Origin of the sequence: Janibacter indicus (assembly GCF_900176385.1) — a bacterium.
GTDB lineage: Bacteria > Actinomycetota > Actinomycetes > Actinomycetales > Dermatophilaceae > Janibacter > Janibacter indicus.
The window spans coordinates 56968-81407 of sequence record NZ_FWXN01000012.1 but is presented as its reverse complement, the minus strand read 5'-3'; the positions used below and the strand labels follow the sequence as shown (position 1 = coordinate 81407).

The following is a 24440-nucleotide window of genomic DNA, read 5'->3' as shown; positions in this document are numbered from 1 at the left end:
TGGGCACGAGGCGGATTCTGCGAGACTGGTGGGCGCTCACCTCGCCTCACGACATAAGGACACTCGCGTGCAGCGCTTCATGCTCCACAGCAAGATCCACCGGGCCACGGTCACCCAGGCCGACCTGCACTACGTCGGGTCGCTGACCATCGACATGGACCTCATGGACGCCGCCGGCATGCTGCCCGGCCAGCAGGTCGACGTCGTCGACATCGACAACGGCAACCGCCTGACGACCTATGCGATCGAGGGCGAGCGCGGCAGCGGCATCGTGTGCATCAACGGCGCGGCCGCCCGGCTCGTCTCGCCCGGCGACCTCGTCATCATCATCGCCTACGCCGCGATGGACGACGAGGAGGCGCGCACCTTCGAGCCCAACGTCGTCTTCGTCGACGGCGACAACAAGATCGTCGAGCAGTACCACGACGCCGGTGACGTGCCCGAGGGCTTCGGCCTGAAGACCTCCGCGGTGACCCACCGTGGCCCGGACGGCGCCCTCGGTGCCTGACCCGACTCTGCATTCCCCCGGGGCAATGCAGGCACCTGGGCCCGAGCCGGCGGCGGTCACCCTGCCGCGGTACCTCGGCTCGCCCGCGCCGGGGTGGACGAGCGAGGCGGACGTCCTCGTCGTCGGCTCCGGCATCGCCGGCCTCACCTGTGCCCTGCGCCTGCGCGAGCAGGTCGACCGCGTCCTGCTCGTCACCAAGACCCGGCTGTCGGAGGGGTCGACCGCGTGGGCCCAGGGCGGGATCGCCGCCGCCCTGGCGCCGGAGGACTCCCCGGCCGAGCACCTCGACGACACCCTCGTCGCCGGGGTCGGTCTGTGCGACGAGGACGCCGTCGAGGTGCTCGTCACCGAGGGTCCGGCCCGGGTGCACGAGCTCATCGGTCTCGGGGCGCAGTTCGACCGCGACGCCACCGGCGAGATCACCCTGACCCGCGAAGGGGGGCACCACCGCGATCGGATCGCCCACGCCGGCGGTGACGCCACCGGCGCCGAGATCTCCCGGGCGCTCATCGCCCAGCTCGAGGCCGTGCGGGCCGACCCCGGCATCGAGGTCATCGAGCACGCGCTCGTCGTCGACCTGCTCACCTCGGCGGACGGCAGCGTGTGCGGTGCCACCGTGCACGTGATCGGCGAGGGCGAGATCGACGGCGTCGGTGCGGCCCGTGCCCGGGCGGTCGTCCTGGCGACCGGCGGCCTCGGCCAGATCTACTCCGCGACGACCAACCCCTCGGTCGCCACCGGTGACGGCATGGCGGCCGCGCTGCGTGCCGGGGCGGCCCTCGCCGATCTCGAGTTCGTGCAGTTCCACCCGACGGTCATGCACCTCGGCGAGGGCGCGACCGGTCAGCAGCCGCTCGTCTCGGAGGCCGTCCGCGGCGAGGGTGCCCGGCTCGTCGACGCGGCGGGCGAGGCCTTCATGGCCGGCCTGCACCCGATGGCCGACCTCGCCCCGCGAGACGTCGTCGCCCGGGCGATCCTCGAGCGCATGGAGGCCACCGGCACCGACCACGTCTTCCTCGACGCGCGGCACCTCGGTGGCGACTTCCTCGAGCAGCGCTTCCCGACGATCGTCGCGCGCTGCCGTGAGCTGGGCATCGACCCGGCGACCGAGCCGATCCCCGTGGCCCCCGCCCAGCACTACGCCTCCGGTGGGGTGCGCGCCGACCTGCGCGGCCGCGCCAACCTGCCCGGTCTCTACGCGTGCGGCGAGACCTCGTGCACCGGTGTGCACGGCGCCAACCGGCTCGCGAGCAACTCGCTGCTCGAGGGCCTGGTCTTCGCCCACCGCATCGCCGAGGACCTCACCGCCCGGCTGGCAGCCGGCGAGCTGCCGCTCCAGGAGCCGACGACCGAAGGGGGGACCGCCCTCCTCGATGCCGCGCACCGCCGCGAGGTGCAGCAGGTGATGACCCGCGGGGTCGGCCCGCTGCGCTCGGCTGACTCGACGGCCGGTGCGCTGGCCGAGCTCGCGGACCTGGCGGCCCGATCGACGACCGACGCCGAGCCCGGGCCGCAGACCTGGGAGACGACCAACCTGCTCCACCTGGGCCAGGCGCTGGCGACTGCCGCCCACCTGCGCGAGGAGACCCGCGGTGGGCACGTGCGCCGCGACCACCCGCACCACGACGACCAGACCTGGGCCGCGCACCTGCTCCACGTGCGCGACCCCGATGACGGCGAGCTCGCCGTCATCAAGCTCGACGTCGACCTGGCGTGGCCCGCGGACGACGAGGACGAGACCGACGAGCCGCAGGAGGCCGAGCAGTGAGCACCGAGCACTTCCCCGAGCCGGACGCGCGACGCGTCGTCGCCCTCGCCCTGGACGAGGACCTCGGGCCGCAGTCGCTCGACGTGACGAGCACCGCGACGATCCCGGCCGACCAGGTGGGCATCGGCCAGGTCGTCGCCCGCGCTCCCGGCGTCCTCGCCGGTGGGCCGGTCATCGCCCTCGCCCTCGACGAGGTGGCTGCGCGGACGGGAGGGGTTCCCCCTTCGCTCGACGTGCGGATCGCCGACGGGACGGCGCTGGAGCGTGGCGACGTCGTGGCCGAGCTGCGGGGGCCGCTGCGGCAGGTGCTCATGGCCGAGCGGACCGTGCTCAACATCCTGTCGCGCCTGTCGGGGGTGGCGACCCACACGCGGCGGTGGTCCGATGCGCTCGCGGGCACCGGTTGCACCGTGCTCGACACCCGCAAGACGACGCCGGGTCTGCGCGCGCTGGAGAAGTACGCGGTCCGCTGCGGCGGAGGGACCAACAAGCGCATGGGGCTCTTCGACGTCGCGATGGTCAAGGACAACCACAAGATCGCGGCCGGGGGAGTGGGGGCGGCCTATGCCGCGATCCGGGAGCGCTTCCCCGACGTGACCGTCGAGGTCGAGGTGACCACGACGGCCGAGGCGATCGAGGCGCTCGAGGCCGGGTCGCGCTTCCTCATGTGCGACAACATGTCCGTCGACCTGCTCCGCGAGACGGTGGCCGCCGCGCGGGCCTGGGGCGCGGAGCGCGGCGAGAGCGTCGAGATCGAGGCGACCGGGGGGCTGACGCTCGAGGTCGCCGCCGACTACGGCGCCACCGGCATCGACTGGATGAGCGTCGGCGGGCTGACCCACTCCTCGCCGATCGTCGACCTCGCGCTGGACCTCGTCTGACGTGCTGAGCGTCCGGGGACTGACCAAGGCCTACGGCGGCCGCGTCGTCGTCGAGGACCTCGACCTCGACGTCGCCGCCGGTGAGGTCGTCTCCCTCGTCGGGCCCAACGGCGTCGGCAAGTCGACGGTGCTGCGGTGCCTGGTCGGCCGCGAGACGCCCGACGCGGGCGAGGTGCACCTCGGCGAGGCCCGGCTGGACACGCGAGTGCCGCAGACCAGACGGGCGCTGTGCACGGTCCTCGGGGATCTCGGCCTGCTGCCCGACCTCACCGTCGCCGAGCACCTCGACCTGCTGGCCCGCGCCCACGGGGTCGAGGGCGTGGCCGAGGTCGTCGCCGGCGCCCTCGATGAGGCCCGCATCGAGCACGTCGCCGACCAGCTGCCGACGACCCTGTCCTCCGGGCAGGCGCAGCGCTTCGCGCTGGCCTCGGCGATGGTGCGGCCCTGGGCGCTGCTCGTCGCCGACGAGCCCGAGCAGCGGCTCGACGACGCCGGACGCGCGTGGCTGGGGGACTGGCTCGGAGCCCACGCGGCGACCGGCCGGGCGGTCCTCGTGGCCTCGCACGACCCCGACGTCGTGGCGCGCAGCGGGGCCCGGGTCGTGCAGATCGAGGGCGATGCCTGAGCGGGCGGCCGCTGACCAGTGGGCGGCGAAGGGCGCGGCGCCGGCGGAGGACCGCGCCGGCGCCCGGGAGGCGCTGCGCGCGGCACGCGGAGGCGTGCATGCCGCGGGCTGGGGGCAGGTCCTGCAGGACTGGTACGTCGGGCTCTTCGTCACGGCGACCCTGCTCGTCATGCTCTTCGCCGCCACCGGACCGTCGATCCTGCGTCCCGACTGCGCCACCGCGACCTGCCTGACCGGCGCGCACCACCTGTGGCTCGCGAGCGGGATGGCCCTGCTGGGCAGCATCGCCGCGATGCTCGGTCTGCGGGCGGCCGGACCCGCCTGGGCCGATCGGGGGCAGGCGACCTGGCTGCTGTCGACGCCCGCCGACCGGGGCGTGCTGCTGCGCGGAGGGATCCTTCGGGTGGGCTTCGTCGCCGTCGTCGCCGCCGCGGCCTGGGGAGTGCTCGCCGGCTTTGCCCTCGTCGTCGGGCTGGGGCGGGAGTCCGCCCCGGTGGCACCGATCGCTGCGTGCGCGCTCGCGGGTGCCGTGGTGGCCGTGCTCCTCACCGCGCTGGCGCTGTGGCGCCAGGGCGGCGCGGTGCTGCCGGGGCGGGCCGCTCGGGCCGTGCCGGACGCCGAGCTGCTGCGGGCGGGCGAGGTCACCGGTGCGGTCGGTGCCTCGACGCTCATGCTCGACCCCACCGCCCTCGAGGTGCTCTCCTCCCGACGCCGGATGGGGCGTCGCGGGCGCCACCCCAGCAGGCCGGGCACCGGGGGAGCGGTCACCGGATGGCTCGTCGTCGAGGTCCGCGCGCTGCGGCGTCGCTGGTCGCGGGTGCTCGGTGCCCTTCTCGGGTGCGGCGTCGCCCTCGTCGTCGGCCTGCTCCTCGGTCATCTCGCGGGGATGCTCGTCACCTCGGTCGTCGGGCTCGTCCTCGCCCGGGTCGGCGGCGGGGGCCTGATGGCCTGGGTGTCGACTCCGGGGCTGCGGCGGGCCGTCCCGGCCCACCCCGCGGCCGTGGCTGCGGCACTGGCGGTGCCCCCCTTCGTCGTGGCGGGGGTGGGTGCCGCCGTGGCCCTGCTGCCGCTCGGCCTGCCGTGGTGGGCGCCGCTCGCGGTGGGGCTCGGGGCGACCGCCGCCGCGGTCCGCGCCGCCGAGCCGCCGCCGGCCGAGCTCGGGCTGGTGCTCGCCACCCCGGCGGGGCCGCTGTCCACCGGGCTCGTGCGCTCGGTCGTCCACGGTACGGATCTGGCGCTGGCCGTCGGGCTGCTCGTCCTCGCCGCGCACGCCCAGGGGGTCGGGCCGCTCGCCCTCGCCGCGGCAGCGGGCCTGCTCGGCTGGCAGTTGCTGCGGTCGAGGGACTGACGGGCGGGATTCGGGGAGGGGAGGGGAGCGCGGATATCGTGGTGCCCCGTGAGCGACGACCCCATCGAGACCCCTGCCGACGACGAGCTGCCGGAGCAGATGCGCATCCGGCGCGACAAGCGCGACCGCATCCTCGCCGACGGCAAGCAGGCCTACCCCGCCGGCGTCGCCCGCACCCACACCCTGGCCGCGGTCAACGAGACCTGGCAGCACCTCGAGACCGGCGAGGAGACGCAGGACGTCGTCACCGTCGCCGGCCGGGTGATGTTCGTTCGCAACACCGGCAAGCTCGCCTTCGCCGCGCTCCAGGAGGGCATCGGCACCCGGCTGCAGGTCATGCTCTCGCTCGCCGAGGTCGGCGAGGAGTCGCTCGCGGCGTGGAAGTCCGACGTCGACCTCGGTGACCACGTCACCGTCACGGGCCGGGTCATCCGTTCCCGTCGCGGCGAGCTGTCGGTCATGGCGACGAGCTGGGAGCTGGCGTCCAAGGCGCTGCGGCCCCTGCCCGTCCTGCACAAGGAGCTCTCCGAGGAGAGCCGGGTGCGTCAGCGCTATGCCGACCTCGTCGTGCGCCAAGAGGCGCGCGACATGGTGCGGACCAAGGCCGCCGCGCTGCGTGCGGTGCGCTCCACGCTCGACGGCGAGGGCTTCATCGAGGTCGAGACCCCGGTGCTGCAGCTGGTCCACGGCGGTGCCGCGGCACGCCCCTTCGGCACCCACATGAATGCCTTTTCGCAGGACATGTCACTGCGGATCGCCCTCGAGCTCAATCTCAAGAAGGCGGTCGTCGGTGGCATCGACAAGGTCTACGAGATGGGCCGCATCTTCCGTAACGAGGGCGTCGACTCCACGCACAGTCCCGAGTTCACGATGCTCGAGGCCTATGAGGCCTATGGCGACCAGCGCACCATGGCCGAGCTGACCCGCCGCATCTACCTCGCGGTCGCCGATGCCATCGGCTCGCGCACCGTCGAGACCCCGCAGGGCACGGTCGACCTCGACGGCGAGTGGCGGTGGCTGTCGGTCTACCCGGGGCTGTCCGAGGCCCTCGGTCGGGAGATCACGCCGGACACCCCGGTCGAGGAGCTGCTCGCGCTCGCGGCCGAGCGCGACCTCGAGATCGACCCCGCTCTGCCCCAGGGCAAGGTCGTCATGGAGCTCTTCGAGGAGCTCGTCGAGCCGACGATCCTCCAGCCCACCTTCGTGTGCGACTACCCGGCCGAGGCCCAGCCTCTGGCCCGGCGCAAGGACGAGGACCCGCGCCTCATCGACGCCTGGGACCTCATCATCGCCGGCGTCGAGCGGGCGACCGGCTTCACCGAGCTCGTCGACCCGGTTGTCCAGCGCGAGGTGCTCACCCAGCAGTCGCTCGCCGCGGCGGCCGGCGACCCCGAGGCCATGCAGCTCGACGAGGACTTCCTGCGGGCGCTCGAGTACGGCGCCCCGCCGATGGGCGGTATCGGCATCGGTATCGACCGGATGGTCATGTTCTTCACCGGTGTCGGCATCCGCGAGACCATTCTCTTCCCGCACCTCAAGCCCGAGGCCTGACATGGAATTCATCACCGAGTACTGGCCCTATGCGGCCGCATTGTTGCCCACCGTCGGCGTCGCATTCCTCTTCTACTGGATCATTCGCTACATGATGGAAGCAGATCGGCGTGAACGAAAGGCGCTCGCCGACTGGAAGGCGGAGCACCAGAAGAATGACGGAGCATCGACGAATTCCTCCTCCGAAATGGATTCTTCGTCCCATGAATGACTATTGTGGGAAATGACAGTTATTTCTCACGAATGGAGGCATCCATGGCACAGCGCGTTCAGGTCATCCTCGAAGATGACATCGACGGCGGTGACGCCACCGAGACGGTCACCTTCGGTCTCGACGGCGTGACCTACGAGATCGACCTCAACGACTCCAACGCCCAGGCCCTGCGTGACGCCCTCGCCGGCTATGTCGGCGCCGGCCGTCGCGTCGCCGGTCGCCGCTCGACCTCGTCGGGCTCCTCCTCGCGCTCCAGCAGCAACGAGCTGGCCAAGATCCGTGAGTGGGCCCGGGCCAACGGCCACGACGTCTCCGACCGCGGTCGCATCAGCCAGAAGGTGCGCGACGCCTACGCCAAGGCCAACGGCTGAGCGCGACACTCGCACCCGACGAGCTGCGCGCGGTGGTGGCGCAGCTCTCCCGGCATCTCGCCGTCCTCGAGGTCCGGGTTGCCGACGACGGTGACCCGGACCTCGGTGTTCCCCTGGCCGATGCGCTGCGGATCGCGCCGGGCTGGATCGACACCTACCGCGACCTGACGATCACCCAGTCCGGGACCGCCCCACCGGGGATGCCGGGGGCCTTCGTCCTGCAGTACCTGATCGACCCGCTCGCTTCGGTCATCGCGACCGCCGCAGCGGTCACCCCCTTCGTCCTGACGGCGGAGGCCAGGCTCTGGTCGATCGGTCTCGACCCGACCTATCTCTACCCGGTCGCGGTGCAGGTGCGCCCCGGCGACCACCGTCGCGTCGACGATCCCGCCGAGCGCCTCGCACAGGCCCGTGAGGGCTATGTCGCGACCGCCGGTCGGATCGCGACCGAGCTGCCGACGCCCACACGGATGAGCAGTCGGCAGCGCCTCGGCATGGTCGAGGACATGTGGCGGATCGCTCTGGCCAAGGTCGCCGGAGACCCGCCGCCCGACCGGCGCTCGTGCTGCCTGATCTACTCGCTGCCCGGCTGCGTGCCCTGCGCCGGGTGCCCGCGGCTGCGCTGACCTGCCGCGGTTCGGACGGCCGTGGCCAAGAAGTACGATCGCGGATACTGTTCTGCACCAATGACGAGCATCGTCGCGGATTAGCCGCTGCTCGTGCACGTAAGAATGTATTTCTGGAGGCTGCTGTGCGCACCGCGATCGTCGGCTGCGGTGAGGTCGGGACGACCTATGCCCGGGCCCTCCTCGAGGCCGGCGGGCCCGACCTCGTGCTCGTCGACCCGGCACCACGAGCCGTGCTCGCCGACCTGGCCGCCGAGCACCACCTGAGCGTCCACGCCGGCCCCGGCCCCTGGCTGCACGACGTCGACGCGGCCTGGCTGTGCGTCGCCGGCGACATCGCGCACGAGGTCCTCGCCGACGCGTGTGGGTCGCTGCCGGAGGGCGTGCAGGTCCTCGACCTGACGACCGCCTCGCCCGACGACAAGCGCCGCTCGGCGGCGCTCCTCGCCGGCGCCGGCACCTATGTGGACGTGGTCATCATGGGCGCGATCGCCATGGGTGGGGCCGCCACCCCCCTGCTCGCCGCCGGGCCCGACGCCGCGGCTGCCACCGCCGAGCTCGCCGCGATCGGTGCGCCCGTGCAGGTGCTGCCAGAGGCCGGCCCCGGTGACGCGGCGGCGCTCAAGCTGCTGCGCAGCATCCTCACCAAGGGCATCGAGGCGCTCGGCGTCGACTGCCTGGCGGCCGCCGAGGCTCTCGGGGTGCGCGAGCAGCTGCCCGTCGTCCTCGCCGACATCGACAGTGGGGGGCTGACCCCCTTCGTCGAGGCGGTCGTCGGGACCCACCCGCTGCACGCCGAGCGGCGACGCCACGAGGTGCACCGCGCCGGGCAGCAGCTCGCTGCGCTCGGGCGCCCCTCCGCGCTCGTCGACGCGGTCGAGGCGCGGTTCGCGGCGACCGTCGCCACCACCTGACCCCACCACCGACAGGAGCACCCATGGACCTCGGAATCACCGGACGGACCGCGCTCGTCCTCGGCGCCGGCAGCGGGCTCGGCGCCGCGATCGCCCACGCCCTCGCCGCCGAGGGCGTAACCGTCGTCGCGGCGGGGCGCACCCTCGCCAAGGTCGAGGCGACGTCCGCCGACATCACCGCCGCGGGCGGCACCGCGCACGCGCTCGCCTGGGACCTCGCCGAGGTCGACGCGGTCGACGCACGCGTCCGCGAGGCGGAGACCCTCGCGGGTGGCGGCATCGACATCCTCGTCGGCAACACCGGAGGCCCGCCGCCCGGTGGCGTCGTCGGGCACGACCTGCAGGTGTGGGAGTCGCACTTCCGCTCGATGGTCCTGTCCGTCATCGCGATCACCGACCGGGTGCTGCCCGGCATGCGCGAGCGCAGGTGGGGCCGGATCATCACCTCGACCAGCTCGGGCGTCGTCGCCCCGATCCCCGGGCTCGGCCTGTCCAATGCGCTGCGCAGCACCCTGGTCGGGTGGTCCAAGACCCTCGCCGGTGAGGTCGGCGGCGAGGGGATCACCGCCAATGTCGTCGTGCCCGGGCGGATCGCGACCGACCGCGTCGCCTTCCTCGACGAGAGCAAGGCGCAGCGCGAGGGCAGCACGCCCGAGCAGGTCGCCGCGGCCAGCCGCGCGAGCATCCCGGCCGGCCGCTACGGCGAGCCGCACGAGTACGGCCAGACCGTCGCCTTCCTCGCCAGCCAGCCCGCCGCCTACGTCAACGGCTCGGTCGTGCGGGTCGACGGCGGCCTCGTCCCCGCGATCTGACCAGGAGCCCCTCATGACCATCACCCGCGGCACCAGCGGCGTCTACGCCATCGCGCCGACCCCCTTCGAGCCCGACGGCAGCATCGACGTCACCAGCCTCGACCGGCTCGTCGACTTCTACGGCGAGGTCGGCGTCGACGGGCTGACCGTCCTCGGCCAGCTCGGCGAGGCGCCCAAGCTCGACCAGGACGAAGCCCTCGACATCGCCCGACGGGTGATCGCCCGCACCGACGTGCCGGTCGTCGTCGGGGTGAGCGCGCCCGGCTTTGCCGCGATGCGCTCGCTCACCGCAGCCGTCATGGACGCCGGCGCCGCGGGCGTGATGATCGCGCCGCCGCGCACCCTGCGCACCGACGACCAGGTCGTCGGCTACTACTCCGGGGCCGCGCAGGCCATCGGGACGGACGTCCCCTTCGTCGTCCAGGACTACCCGCTGACCTTCGACGTCCAGATGACCCCGGGCGTCATCGCGCGCATCGCCCGCGACACCCCGGGCGCCGTCATGCTCAAGCACGAGGACTGGCCCGGGCTGGACAAGATCACCGCCCTGCGCGAGCTGGAGGCGAAGGGGGAGATGCCGCGGCTGTCGATCCTCACCGGCAACGGCGGGCTCTTCCTCGACTACGAGATGGAGCGCGGCGCGGACGGCGCGATGACCGGCTACTGCTTCCCCGACCTGCTCGTCGACGTCGTGCGGATGTCGCGGGCGGGAGAGCGCGAGGCGGCCCACGACCTCTTCGACGCCCACCTGCCACTCATCCGCTACGAGCAGCAGCCCGGGGTCGGGCTGGCGGTGCGCAAGCACGTGCTGCAGCGCCGCGGGATCCTCGCGCACGACGCGCAGCGCACCCCGGCTCGGGGACTGTCGGCGACGGCCCGCGCCGAGGTCGACCACCTGCTCCAGCGGCTGGCCCGGCACGACGCCCGCGCGGCGCTCTGAGATGACCCGCAGCGACCACGTCTACGAGACGCTACGCTCCCAGATCCTCTCCGGCGAGCGGGCGCCCGGCAGCCACGTGCCGGAGGAATCGCTGACGCAGGCGCTCGGCGTGAGTCGCACGCCGGTGCGTGCGGCCCTGCAGCGGCTGGCCGACGAGGGGCTGGTCGAGGTGCGGGCGCGCCGGGGCGCCTTCGTCGCGGAGTTCACCCGCGCCGACGTCGACGAGGTCTTCGAGCTGCGCACGCTGCTCGAGCGACGGGCGGCGCAGCGCGCGGCGACCCACCGCACGGCCGAGCAGGTCGGCCGGCTGGGTCGGCTCGTCGACGAGATGGCGGCCCTCGCCGCGGCGCCGGGGGAGCGGCAGCGGGACGAGCTGCACCACAACAACCGTGACTTCCACGAGCTCGTCCTCACGGCAGCGGCGTCGCCGCGGCAGTACCGCATCGCGACGGGGCTGGCGAGCTCGTCGCCGACGCCGGGGACCTTCTTCGACTACGACGACGAGGACATCGCCCGCAGCGTCGACTTCCACCGGCTCATCACCCGGGCGATCGAGCAGGGGCAGGGCGAGCTGGCCGGGGACCTCATGGCCGCGCACATCGGCTTGGCGCACGAGAGCTTCGTGGCGCGGCGCTTCGCGGTGTCGCGTGGCGGCTCGGCCGACGGCTCGGCCTAGGGCTCGAGCAGCGGGGCGAGCAGGTCACCGTGCTCGTCGAGGCGGTCGAGCACCTGCTCGATGTCGAGCTGCTCGAGCTCGTCGGGGTCCTCGGCGCCGGCCTCGACCTCGTCCCAGGTGCGGGGCGCCGCGACCCACGGGTCGTCGCGCCCGCGCATCGAGTAGGGGCAGACCGTCGTCTTGGCCGCGACATTCTGGCTCCAGTCGAGGAAGACCTTGCCCGGCCGCAGCGTCTTGGTCATCTTCCACAGCACGAGGTCGGGGTGCTTGCGGGTCATCTCCTGGGCGAGCTGCTGGGTCAGGTCGCGCACCTGGTCGCTCGTGAGGTCACCGCCGAGCCGGGCATAGAGCTGCATGCCCTTGCTCCCCGACGTCACGGGGTGCAGGTCGAGCCCGAGCCCGCCGAGCCGCTCGCGCAGCAGCAGGGCAACCCGGGCGCACTCGTGCAGTCCGGCGGGCTTGCCGGGGTCGAGGTCGATGACGAGTCGATCGGGGTTGCGCGGAGTGCCCTCGTCGTCGACGCGCCACTGCGGCACGTGCAGCTCGATGCTGTTGAGGTTGACGAGGTAGGTCAGCTGGGCGAGGTCGTCGACGAGCGGGTAGGTGACGTCGTGGACCTGCACCCGCGGCAGCCAGCTGGGTGCGCCGGAGGGCAGGTTCTTCTCGAAGAAGCTCTCCCCACCCGTCCCGTGCGGCCACCGCACGCGGGTCACCGGGCGGCCGGCGAGGTGCGCGAGCACCGTCTCACCGGCTCGGGCGTAGTAGCTGAGGATCTCGCCCTTCGTCGTCTCGGTCGCGGGGTACATGACCTTGTCGAGGGAGGTCAGCCGCAGGGTGCGACCGCCGACCTCGACGCGGGTCACCGTGCCCTGGGGCTCAGCCATCGCTCGTCTCCTGCAGGTCGGTGGCGGTCAGGTCGGTGCGCACCCGCTGGAAGGAGGGCTGCCGCAGCCGGCCCCCGGAGCTGCGGCCCAGGCTCGCGACGTCGATGACGACCTGTGGCTCCACCCAGGTCGTGCCGGTCGCGTCCTCGCGCGGCACCTCCCCGACGAAGGGGGATCCCGTCACCTCGAGCGGCCGCAGCCGTGCCAGCAGGCCGGCGCCGGCCCGGCCGGCGAGCCCGGAGCCGACCCGCCCGACGAACTCCCACCCCGCGGGGCCCGGCAGGCCGACGAGCACGGCGCCGAGACGTGAGCCGCCGACCTCGGGACGCCACCCACCGACGACGACCGAGATGCCGTCGCGGTGGGGGAGCTTGAGCCAGTCGGGGGAGCGGCGGCCGGGAGCATAGGTCGAGCTGCGGCGCTTGGACACGATGCCCTCGAGCCCCTGCTCGGCGGTGGCCGCGAGCAGCCCCTCGCCGTCGTCGTGGACGGGGGGGACCTGCACGCGCGGGCCGTCGAGCTCGAGCTGCTCGAGGAGGGCTCGGCGGGCCGACCACCGCTGGCCGGTGAGGTCCTGGCCGAGCAGTCGCACGACGTCGAAGACGACGAAGGTCACCGGGTGGGCGACCGCGGCCCGGGCAGCGCGGCGGGCGTCGCCGACGTGCATCCGCTCGGCGAGGGCGCCGAAGCTCGGCCGTCCGTCGACGAGGGAGACCACCTCGCCGTCGAGGAGCATGTCGTCGTAGAGGTCGGCGAGCGGGACGAGCTCGGGGAAGGAGACGGTGACGTCGCGGCCCGACCGGCTCGTGAGCGTCAGGCCCCCACCGCGGACGTCGGCGAGCACGCGCATGCCGTCCCACTTGACCTCGTGCACCCAGTCGGGGCCGGGCGGGACGGCCTCGGCGAGGGTGGCGAGCATCGGACGCATGCGTCCATCCTGCAGCACCGACGGGCATGGGATGCTGACGCGCATGCCGATCCAGCCCACGCGACGCGCGCTCCTGGCGGCGGCGAGCGTGCCGCTGCTCGGCGCGTGCGGGCGAGGGTCGGGCGACGACCTCGAGCCGACCGAGCTGACGCTCGCCACCGGCAACCCGGGCGGCGTCTTCCACCGCTACGGCGAGGCCCTCGCGAAGGTGTGGCAGGAGCGGCTCGACGGCATCACGGTGCGCACTCGGGGGACCAATGCCTCGGTCGACAACGTGCGTGAGGTGTCGGAGGGGGTGAGCGACATCGGCTTCAGCCTCGCCGACACGGCGGCGGACGCCCGAAGGGGGCGGGGCACCTGGGGCGAACCGGTCGACCTGTGGGCCCTGGCGCGGGCCTACGACAGCTTCGTCCACCTCGTCGCGCGGGCCGACTCGCAGGTGCGGGCGGTGACCGACCTGCGCGGGCTGCGGGTGAGCCTCGGCGCGAGCGGGTCCGGCACGCGGGGCATCGCCTGGCGGTGCATGCGCGCGGCCGGGCTGGGCGCGGACGACGTCGAGTCGGTGGCCGAGACGCTGCAGCGCTCCGCGGACGGGCTCGCCTCAGGTGACCTCGACGCCTTCTTCTTCGTCAGCGGTCTGCCCAACACGGCGGTGCTGCACCTGTCGCAGGGCATGGAGGTCCGGCTCGTGCCGCTCGGGCACCTCGTGCCACGGCTCGTGCGCGACCACGGCAGCGAGTTCTCCCGATCGTCGATCCCGGCGTCGACCTACGGCCAGGAGCGCGCCGTCGACACCGTGAGCGTGCAGAACTACCTGCTCGTGCGCCGTGCGCTTCAGCTCGACCTCGTCCAGGCCCTGACCCGGGTGCTCTTCGAGGAGCAGCCGCGCGTCGACGAGCTCGCCGGAGGAGTGCGCCAACCCAACATCGGCACGGCGATCTACACCTCGCCGCTGCCCCTGCACCCCGGCGCGCTGCGCTACTACCGCGAGCAGCGCGACTAGGGCGTGTCTCCCAATTCCATGCGACGTCTCGCTCACGACGCGCGCTTCGCGGCATGAGCGGTCTTGCGCGCCTTGCCGTCAGGGCGGCGAAATGAGTGCCAGGAGACGGGTCGCTCGATAGCGTTGCTCTCATGACCACCGTCGTACCGATATTGCCTGTAGCTGACGCGGACAACGCTTTGTCGTGGTGGCGGCGCCTGGGGTTCGTCGAGAGCTTCCGGCACCAGTTTGAGACTGACTTCCCCCGATTCGTCGGGATCGAGCGGGACGGGTGCCAGATCTACCTCTCGGAGCACCAAGGTGATGCGTCGGGGCCAGGCCTGATCTATCTGTGGGTCAGCGATGTCGACGCAGTTGCAGCCGAGTTCGGCGCAGCCGTCGAGGACATGCCATGGGCGCGGGACTGCGAAATTAGTGACCCCGATGGCAACCGCGTGCGTGTCGCGACAACTGTTCCGGGCTAGGTGCGCGCTCATCGGCATGAGCGTGAACCCACGCCCGTGGTCACGGCCGCTCGGTGAGGGCGGGGAGCCATAGAAGGATCGCCCGCAGCAGGACAGCGGCGCGGTAGGTCGAGGCGAGCTTGTCGTATCTGGTCGCCAGGCCGCGCCACTGCTTGAACCGCTCGAAGCTGTTCTCGATGACGTGCCGCTTGACGTACCTGCCCGGATCGGTCAGCGGCGGGCGTCCACCACGCGAACCACGGCGTTTCCGGTTCGACTGCTGGTCCCGAGGTTCAGCGATCACAGCCGTGATCCCTCGACTGCGCAGCAGGGTGCGGTGAGCCCGCGAGGAGTACGCCTTGTCTGCCAACACCGCGTCAGGGGTGGTGCGAGGCCGCCCCACCCCGTCGCGCGGGACCCGAACCGCAGCGAGCAGGTGCGGGAGCATCTTCGAGTCGCTGCCTTGGCCCGGCCCGACGGCGATGACCATGGGACGTCCCTTGCCGTCGCACAGCTGATGGACCTTCGTCGACAGACCGCCACGCGATCGCCCGATCGCATGATCGACCGGCTCGGGCATCTGCATCATGTAATTCGATGGAGCCCCCCGCGAGGCGCCTGGTGTTCGTCGCGTGCTGGTGGGCACGCGCGATGGTCGAATCGACCGCAACATCCCAATCGATCACGCCCATGGTGTCTGCCCTGGTCAACAAGGCCGTCAGGACCTTGTCCCAGGTCCCGTCGCCTGCGAAGCGGCGGTGCCGCTTCCACACCGTCTGCCACGGACCGAACTCCGCAGGCAGGTCCCGCCACGCAACGCCGGTCCGGTAGCGGTAGATGATCCCCTCGACCACCAACCGGTGATCCGAGAACCGACGACCCCGCCGCCCGTCCGAAGACGGCATGAAGTCCTCGATCAAGTCCCACTCGGCGTCCGAGAGCGTCTGCAACCGCGACATGCGATCACCCTTGCCGACGCAGACTGCGGATTTGGGAGACACGCCCTAGGTCGGCGAGGGCCCTGGTCGTGCTCTCGGCGGGCCCTGCCCGGCCTACGCCGCCGGGAGGACGAGCGTCACGGCGAGCCCGCCGGTCGGGTCCGCGCCGGGTGACGAGGCCGGGCCCACCTCGAGCTCGCCACCGCAGTCGGCCAGACGCGCGCGGACGATGGCCAGGCCGAGACCGGTGCCCGGCACGTTCTGGTGGGCGCGGCCGCGGAAGAACCGCGCGCCGACCTTGGCCACGTCGTCGGGGTGCAGGCCGGGACCGCGGTCGGCGACGCGGACGCGGACGGTGCCGGGGCCCCCTTCGCCGGTGGTGTCATGGGGTGCCCGCTCCACGGTGACGGAGACGGGGGAGCTGGGCGCGAACTTGGCGGCATTGTCCAGGAGCGCGTCCATCGCCGTGTCGATGACCTCGGCGCTCGCCAGGGCCATGACCGAAGGGGGCGAGCTCACCTCGAGGTCGGCGAAGACCGGGGCCCACATCTGGCAGCGGTGGCGCACGAGGGCGGCGACGTCGACCGGCTCGGGATGCGCCTGGACCGCGCCGACCTGGCTGAGGTGGAGCAGTGACTCGACGGTGGCGCTCAGCCGGTCGGTCTCGTCGAGCACGGGCTCGAGGTCGTCGTGGTCGACGCCGTCGGAGGCGAGGTTCTCGACCCGTAGGCGCAGCGCGGTGAGGGGGTTGCCGAGCTGGTGCGCGGCGTCGGCGACGAGCTCGCGCTGCTGGGCCTGGGAGGCCTCGACGCTGTCGGCCATGTCGTTGAAGGAGCGGGCCAGGTCACGCAGCTCGCTCGGCCCGGTCTCGCTGGCCCGGGCGGTCATGTCGCCCGAGCTCAGCCGGGTCGCGGTGCGGTCGAGGGCGTGCACCGGGCGCAGCACCCAGCCGACGAGCGGCCGGATGACGCCGTAGGCCGTGAGCAGGAGCGTGGCGAGGGCCACGGCCGCCATGAGCCCCAGCCGGAGGGCGACGTCGGCGCGGGCCGAGTCGGTCGGGGCGACGACGACCACCGCGCCGAGGACCTGGGCGTCCCGGCCGACGGGCGAGCCGACGAGCATGTCGTGGCGGCGCCACGGCCACGCCGTGTCGGGCGCCTCGGTCGTGGCTCCGGTCAGGGCGCGGGTCACGGCCGCCTCGGCCGCAGCCCCGTCGACCCGCTCGCCCGCGACGAGCACCGGCTCGCGGTTGGCGTCGACGACGATCACCGACCCGCCGTAGACCTCGGTGTAGCGGCGCAGCTCGCTCGACAGCGTCGCCGTCTCGTCGGTCTCGATCGCGTCCTCGGCGAGCACGGCGAAGCGCGCGACGTCCCCGAGACGGCCCACGAACTGGTCCTGCGTGCGGTCGGCCGCGTAGGCGGCGAGCAGCGGCACCATGAGCGCGAGCAGCAGCATCGTCAGCAGCGGCAGCGCGATGACGAGTATCCGACGACGCACGGCTATCCCCCGGGGTTGATCCGGTAGCCGATGCCCCGCACGGTCTCGATGAGCTGCGGCCGCCCGAGCTTGGTGCGCAGCGCCGACACGTGCACGTCGAGGGTGCGTGAGGCGCCGACCCAGGAGGTGTCCCAGATCGACTCCATGAGCGACTCCCGGCTCACCGCGTCACCGTCGGCGTCGACGAGCGTCGACAACAGGTCGAACTCCTTGCGCGTCAGGGCCACCTCGGTCTCGCCCGCCCACACCCGGCGCGCGCCGAGGTCGAGCCGCACGTCGGCGACGTGGTCGATCGACTCGGGCACCCCGTGACCGGAGCGGCGCATCACCGCGTCGATGCGGGCCATGAGCTCGGCCAGCCGGTAGGGCTTGGTGACGTAGTCGTCGACACCGGCGCGCAGTGCCGAGACGACGGAGGCCTCGTCGCGGCGCGCGGTGACGGCGATGATCGGCACCCCGTCGCGCTCGCGGATGCGCCGGCAGACGGTCAGGCCGTCCTGGTCGGGCAGCCCCATGTCGAGCAGGACCAGGTCGGCCCCGGGAGCGGCCTCGACCGCCTCGGCCGCGGTGCCCGCGCGGATCACGGTGAGGTGCGCGCGGCGCAGGGCGGGGGTGAGTGCCGCCACCACCCGGTCGTCGTCCTCGACGAGCAGGACTCGCATGTCTCCTCGATCGGCGCTCGGTCCGGGCCCAAGGTCAGATGTATGTAAAGTCCGCCGGGCCTCGGCTGTGTGTGACCTGAATCGCACCTACGTTACCCGGCATGCCAACGGACAGCGTCGCCCGTGAGCAGCAGCTCACCCCCGAGCCCGTCGACGTCGACGACATCGTCGCCGACTACGACGAGGAGAAGCCCTCGCGCCACCTCTCGCCGCGCCTCGAGCTCTTGGTGGGGGCCTGGTGCTTCCTCGTCGCGCTCTTCGTGCTCAAGCAGGTCTTCGACCCCGTCGAGCAGGGCAGCCAGTACTACCTCGTGATCTTCCTCGCGGTGACCCTGCCGCTCGTCTTCCTCACCTACCGGATGCGCGGGCGAAGGGAGCGGGCCGCCGACATCGACCCCGGCACCGACACCGTCGGTCGCCGTGCCGCGACGGACAACCCCGGGATCCTCGACTGGGTGCTCGCCGGTCTGGCGATGCTCGTCGGGCTCTACCCGATCCTGCCGATCCCGCTGAGCGACCTCGGCTTCGGCGGCTACGAGGGCTTCCTCGACCGTCAGGGCTCGCTGCTGATGATGGACATCGTCGCCGGCATGATCCTCATGGTCCTCGTCCTCGAGGCCACCCGCCGCACGACCGGCCTCGTGCTGCCCGTCGTCTGCCTCGTCTTCTTCGCCTACGCCTACTACGGCGGGTTCCTGCCGGTCAGCTGGTCGATCAGCCACCTCGGCCTGAACATCGAGCAGATCATCAACGCCCTGTTCAACGAGGCCTCCGGATTCTTCGGCGTCCCCCTCGACGTCGCGGCGACGTACATCGTGCTCTTCACGATGTACGGCGCGGTCCTCGACCGGATGGGCGCCGGACGCTTCTTCGTCGAGTTCAGCTTCTCGCTCTTCCGCAAGTCCGCCTCCGCCCCGGGGCGCACGACCGCCCTCTCCGGCTTCCTGCTCGGCACCGTCTCCGGGTCGGGCACCGCGACCGCGGTGACGCTCGGTTCCTTCGCCTGGCCGATCCTCAAGCGTGCCGGCTACCCCAAGGAGGCCGCCGGTGGCATGCTCGCTGCGGCCGGCATCGGCGCGATCCTCTCGCCGCCGACGATGGGCGCCGCGGCCTTCATCATCGCCGAGTACCTGGGCGTCTCCTACGTCGAGGTGCTCATCTGGGCGATCGTCCCGACGCTGCTGTACTACCTCGGCATCTTCTTCGCCGTCGAGATCGACGCCCGCCGCTTCGGGGCCAGCCGCGTCGAGCTGGCGATCGTCAACCCCCTTCGCCTCCTCGCCCGGTCCGGCTACCACTTCATCAGCCTCGGCGTCATCGTCTTCTTCCTCGCCATCGACGTCCCGCCCTTCAAGGCGGTCGTCTACGCGACGGCGGTGGCTGCGCTCTTCGGCCTGGCCGAGTCGCTCCTGTCGCGGCGCCGGGTCGTGAGCGGCTTCGACGACCACGACGTGGACCTCGAGCGACTCGAGCTGTCGGACTCGCTCAAGGACTACGGCAGGCGCCTCTACGGCGCGCTGAGCTCGGGCATCCGCTCCGCGCTGCCGGTCATCGCGGTCTGCGCCGCGGCCGGCGTCATCACCTCGGTGATCGCCAAGACCGGACTGGGCCAGATCCTCTCCGACGTCCTCGTCCAGGCGGCCGACGCGATCGCCTTCAACGACGCCTCGCTCATCGTGCTGTCGGCGCTCTTCTCCGCCATCGCGATCCTCATCCTGGGCCTCGCGGTCCCGGTCACCGCGTCCTTCATCCTCAGCTGGGTGATCATCGGGCCTGCGCTGATCGCGCTCGGCGTGGAGCCGGCTCCGGTCGCGATGTTCATCTTCTACTACGCCGTCCTGTCCGAGGTCTCGCCGCCGACCGCCCTCGCCGCGGTCGCCTCGGCGGCGATCACCGGGGGCAAGGTCATCCCGACGATGATCCAGGCCTGCAAGTACACGCTGCCGGCCTTCCTCGCCCCGATGGCCTTCGTCGTCACCGACAGCGGCTCGCACCTGCTGTCGCAGGGCAGCCTCGTCGACATCCTGTGGACCTTCCTCGTCGCCGGGAGCGCGGTTGCGGCCCTCGCGGTCGCGACGACCGGCTGGATGTTCGGGCCGACCAGCCTGCTCGAGCGCGCCCTGTGCGTACCCGCGGCCTTCCTCCTGCTCTACCTCGTCCCCACGTCCATCGCCCTGGGCTATGCCGTCTTCGCGGTCGCCGTCGTGCTGCACCTCGTGCGGCGACGGATGGTCCGGGGCTCCCACCCGACCCCCGCAACGTGATCTCCCTTCGCCCGTCCGGGCACCGCCACACCACCACCACGAAAGGCTCGATGATGCGCCGTACCACCACCCTCACCGGACTGACCATGGCCGCCGCCCTCGCCCTGTCCGCCTGCGGCGGCCAGCAGGACCGCAGCGGCGACTCCGGCGCTGACGCCGAGAGCTGCGAGACCGGCCAGGGCCGGCTCAACATCGCGACCGGCAACTCCACCGGCGTCTACTACGTCATCGGGGGCGGGCTGGCCAAGCTCGTCAACGACAAGACCGACCTGCAGGCCTCGTCCGCCGAGACCGGCGCGTCGGTGCAGAACATCCAGCAGGTCGTCGCCGGTGACTACGACGCCGGCTTCTCGCTCGCCGACACCGCCGCCGACGCCGTCAACGGCACCGGCTCCTTCACCGAGAAGCAGGACATCCGCACCCTCGGCCGCGTCTACGACAACTACACCCAGGTCGTCGTGCGCAAGGGCGCCGACATCGACAGCGTCAAGGACTTCAAGGGCAAGACGATCTCGACCGGCTCGCCGAAGTCCGGCACCGAGGTCATCGCCAACCGGCTCATCGAGACCGCCGGCCTCGACCTCAAGGACGTCAAGCGCCAGCGGCTCGACCTGACCAAGACCGTCGACGGGATGAAGGACGGCTCGATCGACGGCCTCGTCTGGTCCGGTGGTCTGCCCACGCCGGCCATCACCGACCTCTTCACCTCGATGGGTGACGACGTCGAGTTCATCGACATCACCGGTCAGCTGAAGGACATGCAGAAGGTCAACGAGGTCTACGAGGAGGCCTCGATCCCGGCCGACACCTACGACCTGTCGGAGGACGTCCCGACGATCTCCGTCCCCAACGTCATCGTCGTGCGCGAGGACATGGAGGACAACGTCGCCTGCGCCCTCACCACCCTGATGATCGACGAGAAGGAGGCCCTGGTGCAGGTGCACCCGGCCGCCGAGGAGATCGACGCCGAGACGATGACCGAGACCGGCCCGGTCCCGCTGCACGACGGCTCGGAGCGCGCCCTCGAGGAGGCCAAGTGAGCACCACCGCCCAGAGCCCGCTCGGGCTCTTCGCGACCGACGACCTGATCGGGGAGGAGGACCGGGCGATCCGGGACACGGTCAAGCGCTTCGTGGATGACCGGATCCGCCCGGGGATCGCCGACTGGTACGAGCAGGGCTCCTTCCCCGTCCGGGAGCTCGCGCCGGAGCTAGGCCGCCTCGGTGTCCTCGGGATGCACCTGGAGGGATACGGCTGCTCCGGGACCTCCGCGACGGCCTACGGGCTGGCGTGCATGGAGCTCGAGGCCGGTGACTCCGGTCTGCGCTCGCTCGTGTCGGTGCAGGGGTCGCTCGCGATGTTTGCCATCTGGAAGCACGGCAGCGAGGAGCAGAAGCAGGAGTGGCTGCCGCGGATGGCCGCCGGTGAGGCGATCGGCTGCTTCGGGCTCACCGAGCCGGACTTCGGGTCCAACCCGGCGGGCATGCGCACGCGCGCGCGCCGAGATGGCGACGACTGGGTGCTCAACGGCAGCAAGATGTGGATCACCAACGGGTCGGTCGCCGACGTGGCCGTCGTGTGGGCGCAGACCGAGGACAAGGTCCGCGGGTTCGTCGTGCCGACGGACACGCCGGGGTTCTCCGCCCCGGAGATCAAGCGCAAGGTGTCGCTGCGGGCGTCGGTGACGAGTGAGCTCGTCCTCGACGACGTGCGGCTGCCCGCGGAGGCGGTGCTGCCGGAGGTGGCTGGGCTCTCGGGTCCGCTCTCGTGCCTCAACGAGGCGCGCTTCGGGATCGTCTTCGGTGCGCTCGGTGCGGCCCGCGACTGCCTCGAGACGGCGATCCGCTACTCGCGCGAGCGGGAGATCTTCGACAAGCCGCTGGCGGCCTACCAGCTGACCCAGGCGAAGCTGGCGGACATGTCGCTGGAGCTCGGCAAGGGCATGCTGCTGGCCCTGCAGATCGCCCGGCTCAAGGACGAAGGGAGGATCGCTCCCGAGCAGGTCTCGCTCGGCAAGCTCAACAACGTGCGCGAGGCCATCGCCATCGCCCGCGAGTCCCGCACGATCCTCGGCGCCGCCGGCATCACGCTGGAGCACCCGATCATGCGGCACGCCAACAACCTCGAGTCGGTCCTCACCTACGAGGGCACGAGCGAGGTCCACCAGCTCGTCATCGGACGGGCCCTGACCGGAGAGGCCGCCTTCCGTTGATCACCCCCGGTGCCCTCGAGGGCGTGCGGATCGCCGACTTCAGCCGCGTGCTGGCGGCGCCCTACGCGACCATGCTCATGGCCGACCTCGGGGCGGAGGTGATCAAGGTCGAGCGCCCGGACGGCGGTGACGAGACCAGGGCGTGGGGGCCGCCCTGGTCGGACGAGGGGGAGTCGACGTACTTCCTCTCGGTCAACCGCAACAAGACCTCCCGGGTGCTCGACCTGCGGTCGCCGCAGGACCGCGAGGTGGCGCTCGAGCTCGTCACCGGGTGTGATGTCGTCGTGGAAAACTTCCGCAGCGGCACGATGGAGCGGCTCGGCCTCGGCTACGACGAGCTGTCCGCCCGGCACCCCGGGCTCGTCTACTGCTCGGTGACCGGCTTCGGTTCCGGTGCCGGTGCAGACCTGCCCGGCTACGACCTCGTCGCCCAGGCGGTCGGCGGGCTGATGTCGGTGACCGGGTCGGCGGACTCGGGTCCGATGAAGTCCGGCGTCGCCCTCGTCGACATCGTCACCGGCCTGCACGCGACGATCGGGGTCCTCGCCGCGCTGCGTCACCGTGACCGCACGGGGGAGGGGCAGCGGGTCGAGGTCAACCTGCTGTCGTCGGTCCTGTCCGCGATGTCCAACCAGGCCTCGACCCACGCAGTCACCGGCGCGGTGCCGCAGGCCATGGGCAACCTGCACCCGAGCATCGCGCCCTACGAGGTGCTCGCGACGGCCGATCGCCCGGTGGCGATCGCGGCGGCCAACGACAAGCTCTTCCGTCTGCTCGCGCAGGCCGTCGGTCGGCCCGAGCTCGCCGACGACCCGCGCTTCGGGAGCAATGCCGACCGGGTGGCCCACCGGGCGGTGCTCGCGGCGGAGCTCGAGGACGCCCTCGCCGGGCACGGCGCGGACCACTGGTTCGACGTGCTCTCGGCGCAGGGGGTGCCCTGCGGGCCGATCAACGACCTCGGTCAGGCCTTCGACCTCGCCCGGCGGCTCGACCTCGACCCGGTGCGCGAAGTCCCTTCCGCCGCAGGCGGATCCGTCGCGACGATCGCCAACCCGATCAGCCTCTCGCGCACGCCTGCGGCCTACCGGACGGCGCCGCCCCCCTTCGTCCCGCGGAGCGAGTCGTGACCCTGCGCGCGGCCGTCGTCGGCGGCGGGATCATCGGCACCGCCGTCGCGCGGCACCTGGCCACCGAGCACGACGCCGAGGTGACCCTGCTCGACAAGGAGGAGCACCTCGCCGCCCACCAGACCGGGCACAACAGCGGGGTCGTCCACGCGGGTCTGTACTACGAGCCGGGCAGCCTCAAGGCGACGCTGTGCCGGCGCGGGGTGGGTCTGCTGCAGGACTTCGTGCAGCGGCACGACATCGCCTACGACGAGTGCGGCAAGGTCGTCGTCGCCCTCGACGCGGTGCAGGCGGCCCGGCTCGACGACCTGCACGCCCGCGCCGTGGCCAACGGCGTGCCCGGCGCGCGCCTCGTCGACGCCGACGGGCTGCGCGAGATCGAGCCGGCCGCCACCGGTGTGCGCGCGCTGCACTCGCCGCAGACGGCGATCGTCGACTACCCGGCCGTCACCCGGGCGCTCGCGGCCGAGCTCACTGCCGCCGGTGGTCGGCTGCGCCTGGGCCACGAGGTCGTCGGGCTGGCCGACACCGGCACCGGCGTGCGGGTGACGACGACGGCGAAGGGGGCACGAGACGGCAACGAGTACGACCTGGTCGTCGTGTGCGGCGGCCTGCAGAGCGACCGCCTGGCGGGTCTGCTCGGCGAGGACCGAACCCCGCGCATCGTGCCCTTCTACGGGGACTACTTCGTCCTGCCGCGCGAACAGCGTGACGTCGTGCGCGGCATGGTCTACCCGGTGCCGGACCCGCGCTACCCCTTCCTCGGTGTGCACGTCACGCCGCGCGTCGACGGGGTGCTGACGCTGGGGCCCAATGCCTTTCTGTCGCTGGGGCGGGAGTCCTACCGGCGCACCCTCCCGGTGCCCGCCGACGTGCTCGACGTCGTGGGCTTCAGCGGCTTCTGGCGCTTCGCCGCGGGCAACCTCGCGGCCGCGGTGCGGGAGTCGCGCACCGCGCTCAGCTGGCGGCAGTTCGTCGCCGAGGCCCGCAGGTACGTGCCGGCGCTCGACACCTCCGGCGCGGTGCGGGGCACCCGTGGGGTGCGCGCCCAGGCGATGGGTGCCGACGGTCGGCTCGTCGACGACTTCGTCATAACCGGCACCGACCGGGTCGTGCTCGTGCGCAACGCGCCCTCGCCCGGGGCGACCTCGGCGCTGGCGATCGCCGAGCACGTGGTGGCGGAGGCGCTCGCCCGACGCGCGTCATAGGGCCGCGCACGCACGCCGCCCCCGCGCCGGGTGGCGC

25 protein-coding genes are annotated in these 24440 nt (G+C 72.3%); 20 read left to right on the top strand and 5 right to left on the bottom strand.

What is annotated here, in order from left to right:
• Positions 1-67 precede the first annotated feature (67 nt).
• From panD to B9B60_RS14570, 13 genes are all read left to right on the top strand, one after another.
• On the top strand, positions 68-508 hold the full coding sequence (gene panD, locus B9B60_RS14625) for an aspartate 1-decarboxylase (RefSeq protein WP_072625447.1): 441 nt from the start codon (positions 68-70) through the stop codon (positions 506-508).
• Between the two features lie 25 nt (positions 509-533).
• Positions 534-2276 (top strand): L-aspartate oxidase, encoded by a 1743-nt coding sequence (locus B9B60_RS14620; RefSeq protein WP_084452528.1) that lies wholly within the window; start codon positions 534-536, stop codon positions 2274-2276.
• A complete protein-coding gene (nadC, locus tag B9B60_RS14615; RefSeq protein WP_084452526.1) occupies positions 2273-3157 on the top strand; it encodes a carboxylating nicotinate-nucleotide diphosphorylase in 885 nt (294 codons plus the stop codon). Before B9B60_RS14620 ends, nadC begins: the two co-directional genes overlap by 4 nt.
• 1 nt (position 3158) lies before the next feature.
• Positions 3159-3782, top strand: coding sequence for an ABC transporter ATP-binding protein (locus B9B60_RS14610; protein ID WP_084452524.1), 624 nt, complete (start codon positions 3159-3161; stop codon positions 3780-3782).
• Positions 3775-5130, top strand: coding sequence for a DUF6297 family protein (locus tag B9B60_RS17230; protein WP_084452522.1), 1356 nt, complete (start codon positions 3775-3777; stop codon positions 5128-5130). The genes B9B60_RS14610 and B9B60_RS17230 overlap by 8 nt, the downstream gene beginning before the upstream one ends.
• A 99-nt stretch (positions 5131-5229) precedes the next feature.
• A complete protein-coding gene (lysS, locus tag B9B60_RS14600) occupies positions 5230-6681 on the top strand; it encodes a lysine--tRNA ligase (protein ID WP_143445612.1) in 1452 nt (483 codons plus the stop codon).
• A gap of 1 nt (position 6682) precedes the next feature.
• Positions 6683-6892, top strand: a complete 210-nt coding sequence (locus B9B60_RS14595; protein WP_084452519.1) for a hypothetical protein — start codon at positions 6683-6685, stop codon at positions 6890-6892.
• 44 nt (positions 6893-6936) lie between these two features.
• Entirely contained in the window at positions 6937-7266 is a 330-nt protein-coding gene (locus tag B9B60_RS14590) for a histone-like nucleoid-structuring protein Lsr2 (protein WP_084452517.1), read from the top strand.
• A 32-nt stretch (positions 7267-7298) separates the two neighbouring features.
• Positions 7299-7892 (top strand): (2Fe-2S)-binding protein, encoded by a 594-nt coding sequence (locus tag B9B60_RS16975; RefSeq protein WP_143445601.1) that lies wholly within the window; start codon positions 7299-7301, stop codon positions 7890-7892.
• A 125-nt stretch (positions 7893-8017) separates the two neighbouring features.
• The gene (locus tag B9B60_RS14585) at positions 8018-8806 is read left to right on the top strand and encodes an NAD(P)-binding domain-containing protein (RefSeq protein ID WP_159451221.1); all 789 of its coding nucleotides are present in this window, start codon (positions 8018-8020) and stop codon (positions 8804-8806) included.
• A 23-nt stretch (positions 8807-8829) separates the two neighbouring features.
• Positions 8830-9618 carry an SDR family oxidoreductase gene (locus B9B60_RS14580; RefSeq protein ID WP_072625439.1) on the top strand — a complete coding sequence of 263 codons (789 nt, stop codon included), beginning with the start codon at positions 8830-8832 and terminating at the stop codon, positions 9616-9618.
• A 13-nt stretch (positions 9619-9631) separates the two neighbouring features.
• Positions 9632-10558 carry a dihydrodipicolinate synthase family protein gene (locus B9B60_RS14575; RefSeq protein WP_084452513.1) on the top strand — a complete coding sequence of 309 codons (927 nt, stop codon included), beginning with the start codon at positions 9632-9634 and terminating at the stop codon, positions 10556-10558.
• A 1-nt stretch (position 10559) separates the two neighbouring features.
• Positions 10560-11234, top strand: coding sequence for a GntR family transcriptional regulator (locus tag B9B60_RS14570; protein ID WP_084452511.1), 675 nt, complete (start codon positions 10560-10562; stop codon positions 11232-11234).
• Here the strand turns inward: B9B60_RS14570 and ligD (B9B60_RS14565) are convergent.
• Both ligD (B9B60_RS14565) and ligD (B9B60_RS14560) read right to left on the bottom strand, forming a co-directional pair.
• On the bottom strand, positions 11231-12118 hold the full coding sequence (gene ligD / locus B9B60_RS14565; protein WP_084452508.1) for a non-homologous end-joining DNA ligase: 888 nt from the start codon (positions 12116-12118) through the stop codon (positions 11231-11233). The genes B9B60_RS14570 and ligD (B9B60_RS14565) overlap by 4 nt on opposite strands.
• Complete coding sequence (gene ligD / locus B9B60_RS14560) at positions 12111-13046, bottom strand: non-homologous end-joining DNA ligase (RefSeq protein ID WP_084452506.1); 936 nt, start codon at positions 13044-13046, stop codon at positions 12111-12113. The genes ligD (B9B60_RS14565) and ligD (B9B60_RS14560) overlap by 8 nt, the downstream gene beginning before the upstream one ends.
• Positions 13047-13089: 43 nt before the next feature.
• Here ligD (B9B60_RS14560) and B9B60_RS14555 point away from each other — a divergent pair, with 43 nt between their 5' ends.
• Both B9B60_RS14555 and B9B60_RS14550 read left to right on the top strand, forming a co-directional pair.
• Positions 13090-14049: a TAXI family TRAP transporter solute-binding subunit gene (locus tag B9B60_RS14555; protein ID WP_084452647.1), complete on the top strand. Its 960-nt coding sequence runs from the start codon at positions 13090-13092 to the stop codon at positions 14047-14049.
• A 131-nt stretch (positions 14050-14180) separates the two neighbouring features.
• The gene (locus B9B60_RS14550) at positions 14181-14513 is read left to right on the top strand and encodes a glyoxalase superfamily protein (RefSeq protein ID WP_084452504.1); all 333 of its coding nucleotides are present in this window, start codon (positions 14181-14183) and stop codon (positions 14511-14513) included.
• Between the two features lie 40 nt (positions 14514-14553).
• On the opposite strand, the gene B9B60_RS14545 is transcribed toward B9B60_RS14550, so the two are convergent.
• From B9B60_RS14545 to B9B60_RS14535, 3 genes are all read right to left on the bottom strand, one after another.
• Positions 14554-15451 (bottom strand): IS5 family transposase gene (locus tag B9B60_RS14545; protein ID WP_200811243.1). Its coding sequence is split into 2 segments (ribosomal slippage): positions 14554-15099 and positions 15101-15451, totalling 897 coding nucleotides; the frame shifts between segments, so codons are not numbered across the junction.
• Positions 15452-15544: 93 nt separating this feature from the next.
• The gene (locus B9B60_RS14540) at positions 15545-16930 is read right to left on the bottom strand and encodes a HAMP domain-containing sensor histidine kinase (RefSeq protein WP_084452502.1); all 1386 of its coding nucleotides are present in this window, start codon (positions 16928-16930) and stop codon (positions 15545-15547) included.
• Positions 16931-16932: 2 nt separating this feature from the next.
• Positions 16933-17592: a response regulator transcription factor gene (locus B9B60_RS14535; RefSeq protein WP_084452500.1), complete on the bottom strand. Its 660-nt coding sequence runs from the start codon at positions 17590-17592 to the stop codon at positions 16933-16935.
• A 101-nt stretch (positions 17593-17693) separates the two neighbouring features.
• On the opposite strand from B9B60_RS14535, the gene B9B60_RS14530 reads away from it, so the two are divergent.
• Genes B9B60_RS14530 through lhgO form a run of 5 tightly spaced genes read left to right on the top strand, consistent with a single transcriptional unit; the run spans position 17694 to position 24403 of the window.
• A complete protein-coding gene (locus tag B9B60_RS14530) occupies positions 17694-19856 on the top strand; it encodes a TRAP transporter permease (RefSeq protein WP_084452498.1) in 2163 nt (720 codons plus the stop codon).
• 50 nt (positions 19857-19906) lie between these two features.
• Positions 19907-20896, top strand: coding sequence for a TAXI family TRAP transporter solute-binding subunit (locus B9B60_RS14525; RefSeq protein WP_234993887.1), 990 nt, complete (start codon positions 19907-19909; stop codon positions 20894-20896).
• The gene (locus tag B9B60_RS14520; protein ID WP_084452497.1) at positions 20893-22068 is read left to right on the top strand and encodes an acyl-CoA dehydrogenase family protein; all 1176 of its coding nucleotides are present in this window, start codon (positions 20893-20895) and stop codon (positions 22066-22068) included. The genes B9B60_RS14525 and B9B60_RS14520 overlap by 4 nt, the downstream gene beginning before the upstream one ends.
• Entirely contained in the window at positions 22065-23195 is a 1131-nt protein-coding gene (locus B9B60_RS14515; protein ID WP_200811242.1) for a CaiB/BaiF CoA transferase family protein, read from the top strand. Before B9B60_RS14520 ends, B9B60_RS14515 begins: the two co-directional genes overlap by 4 nt.
• Positions 23192-24403, top strand: coding sequence for an L-2-hydroxyglutarate oxidase (gene lhgO / locus B9B60_RS14510; protein WP_084452495.1), 1212 nt, complete (start codon positions 23192-23194; stop codon positions 24401-24403). Before B9B60_RS14515 ends, lhgO begins: the two co-directional genes overlap by 4 nt.
• The last annotated feature ends 37 nt before the right edge of the window (positions 24404-24440 follow it).

What these genes read in the sequence shown, in the direction of transcription:
- B9B60_RS14620 (WP_084452528.1), top strand. Translation starts at nt 534, where the DNA reads ATGCAGGCACCTGGGCCCGAGCCGGCGGCGGTCACCCTGCCGCGGTAC.
- B9B60_RS17230 (WP_084452522.1), top strand. Translation starts at nt 3,775, where the DNA reads ATGCCTGAGCGGGCGGCCGCTGACCAGTGGGCGGCGAAGGGCGCGGCG.
- lysS (WP_143445612.1), top strand. Translation starts at nt 5,230, where the DNA reads ATGCGCATCCGGCGCGACAAGCGCGACCGCATCCTCGCCGACGGCAAG.
- B9B60_RS14595 (WP_084452519.1), top strand. Translation starts at nt 6,683, where the DNA reads ATGGAATTCATCACCGAGTACTGGCCCTATGCGGCCGCATTGTTGCCC.
- B9B60_RS14590 (WP_084452517.1), top strand. Translation starts at nt 6,937, where the DNA reads ATGGCACAGCGCGTTCAGGTCATCCTCGAAGATGACATCGACGGCGGT.
- B9B60_RS14580 (WP_072625439.1), top strand. Translation starts at nt 8,830, where the DNA reads ATGGACCTCGGAATCACCGGACGGACCGCGCTCGTCCTCGGCGCCGGC.
- B9B60_RS14575 (WP_084452513.1), top strand. Translation starts at nt 9,632, where the DNA reads ATGACCATCACCCGCGGCACCAGCGGCGTCTACGCCATCGCGCCGACC.
- B9B60_RS14570 (WP_084452511.1), top strand. Translation starts at nt 10,560, where the DNA reads ATGACCCGCAGCGACCACGTCTACGAGACGCTACGCTCCCAGATCCTC.
- ligD (WP_084452508.1), bottom strand. Translation starts at nt 12,118, where the DNA reads ATGGCTGAGCCCCAGGGCACGGTGACCCGCGTCGAGGTCGGCGGTCGC.
- ligD (WP_084452506.1), bottom strand. Translation starts at nt 13,046, where the DNA reads ATGCGTCCGATGCTCGCCACCCTCGCCGAGGCCGTCCCGCCCGGCCCC.
- B9B60_RS14555 (WP_084452647.1), top strand. Translation starts at nt 13,090, where the DNA reads ATGCCGATCCAGCCCACGCGACGCGCGCTCCTGGCGGCGGCGAGCGTG.
- B9B60_RS14550 (WP_084452504.1), top strand. Translation starts at nt 14,181, where the DNA reads ATGACCACCGTCGTACCGATATTGCCTGTAGCTGACGCGGACAACGCT.
- B9B60_RS14535 (WP_084452500.1), bottom strand. Translation starts at nt 17,592, where the DNA reads ATGCGAGTCCTGCTCGTCGAGGACGACGACCGGGTGGTGGCGGCACTC.
- B9B60_RS14530 (WP_084452498.1), top strand. Translation starts at nt 17,694, where the DNA reads ATGCCAACGGACAGCGTCGCCCGTGAGCAGCAGCTCACCCCCGAGCCC.
- B9B60_RS14525 (WP_234993887.1), top strand. Translation starts at nt 19,907, where the DNA reads ATGATGCGCCGTACCACCACCCTCACCGGACTGACCATGGCCGCCGCC.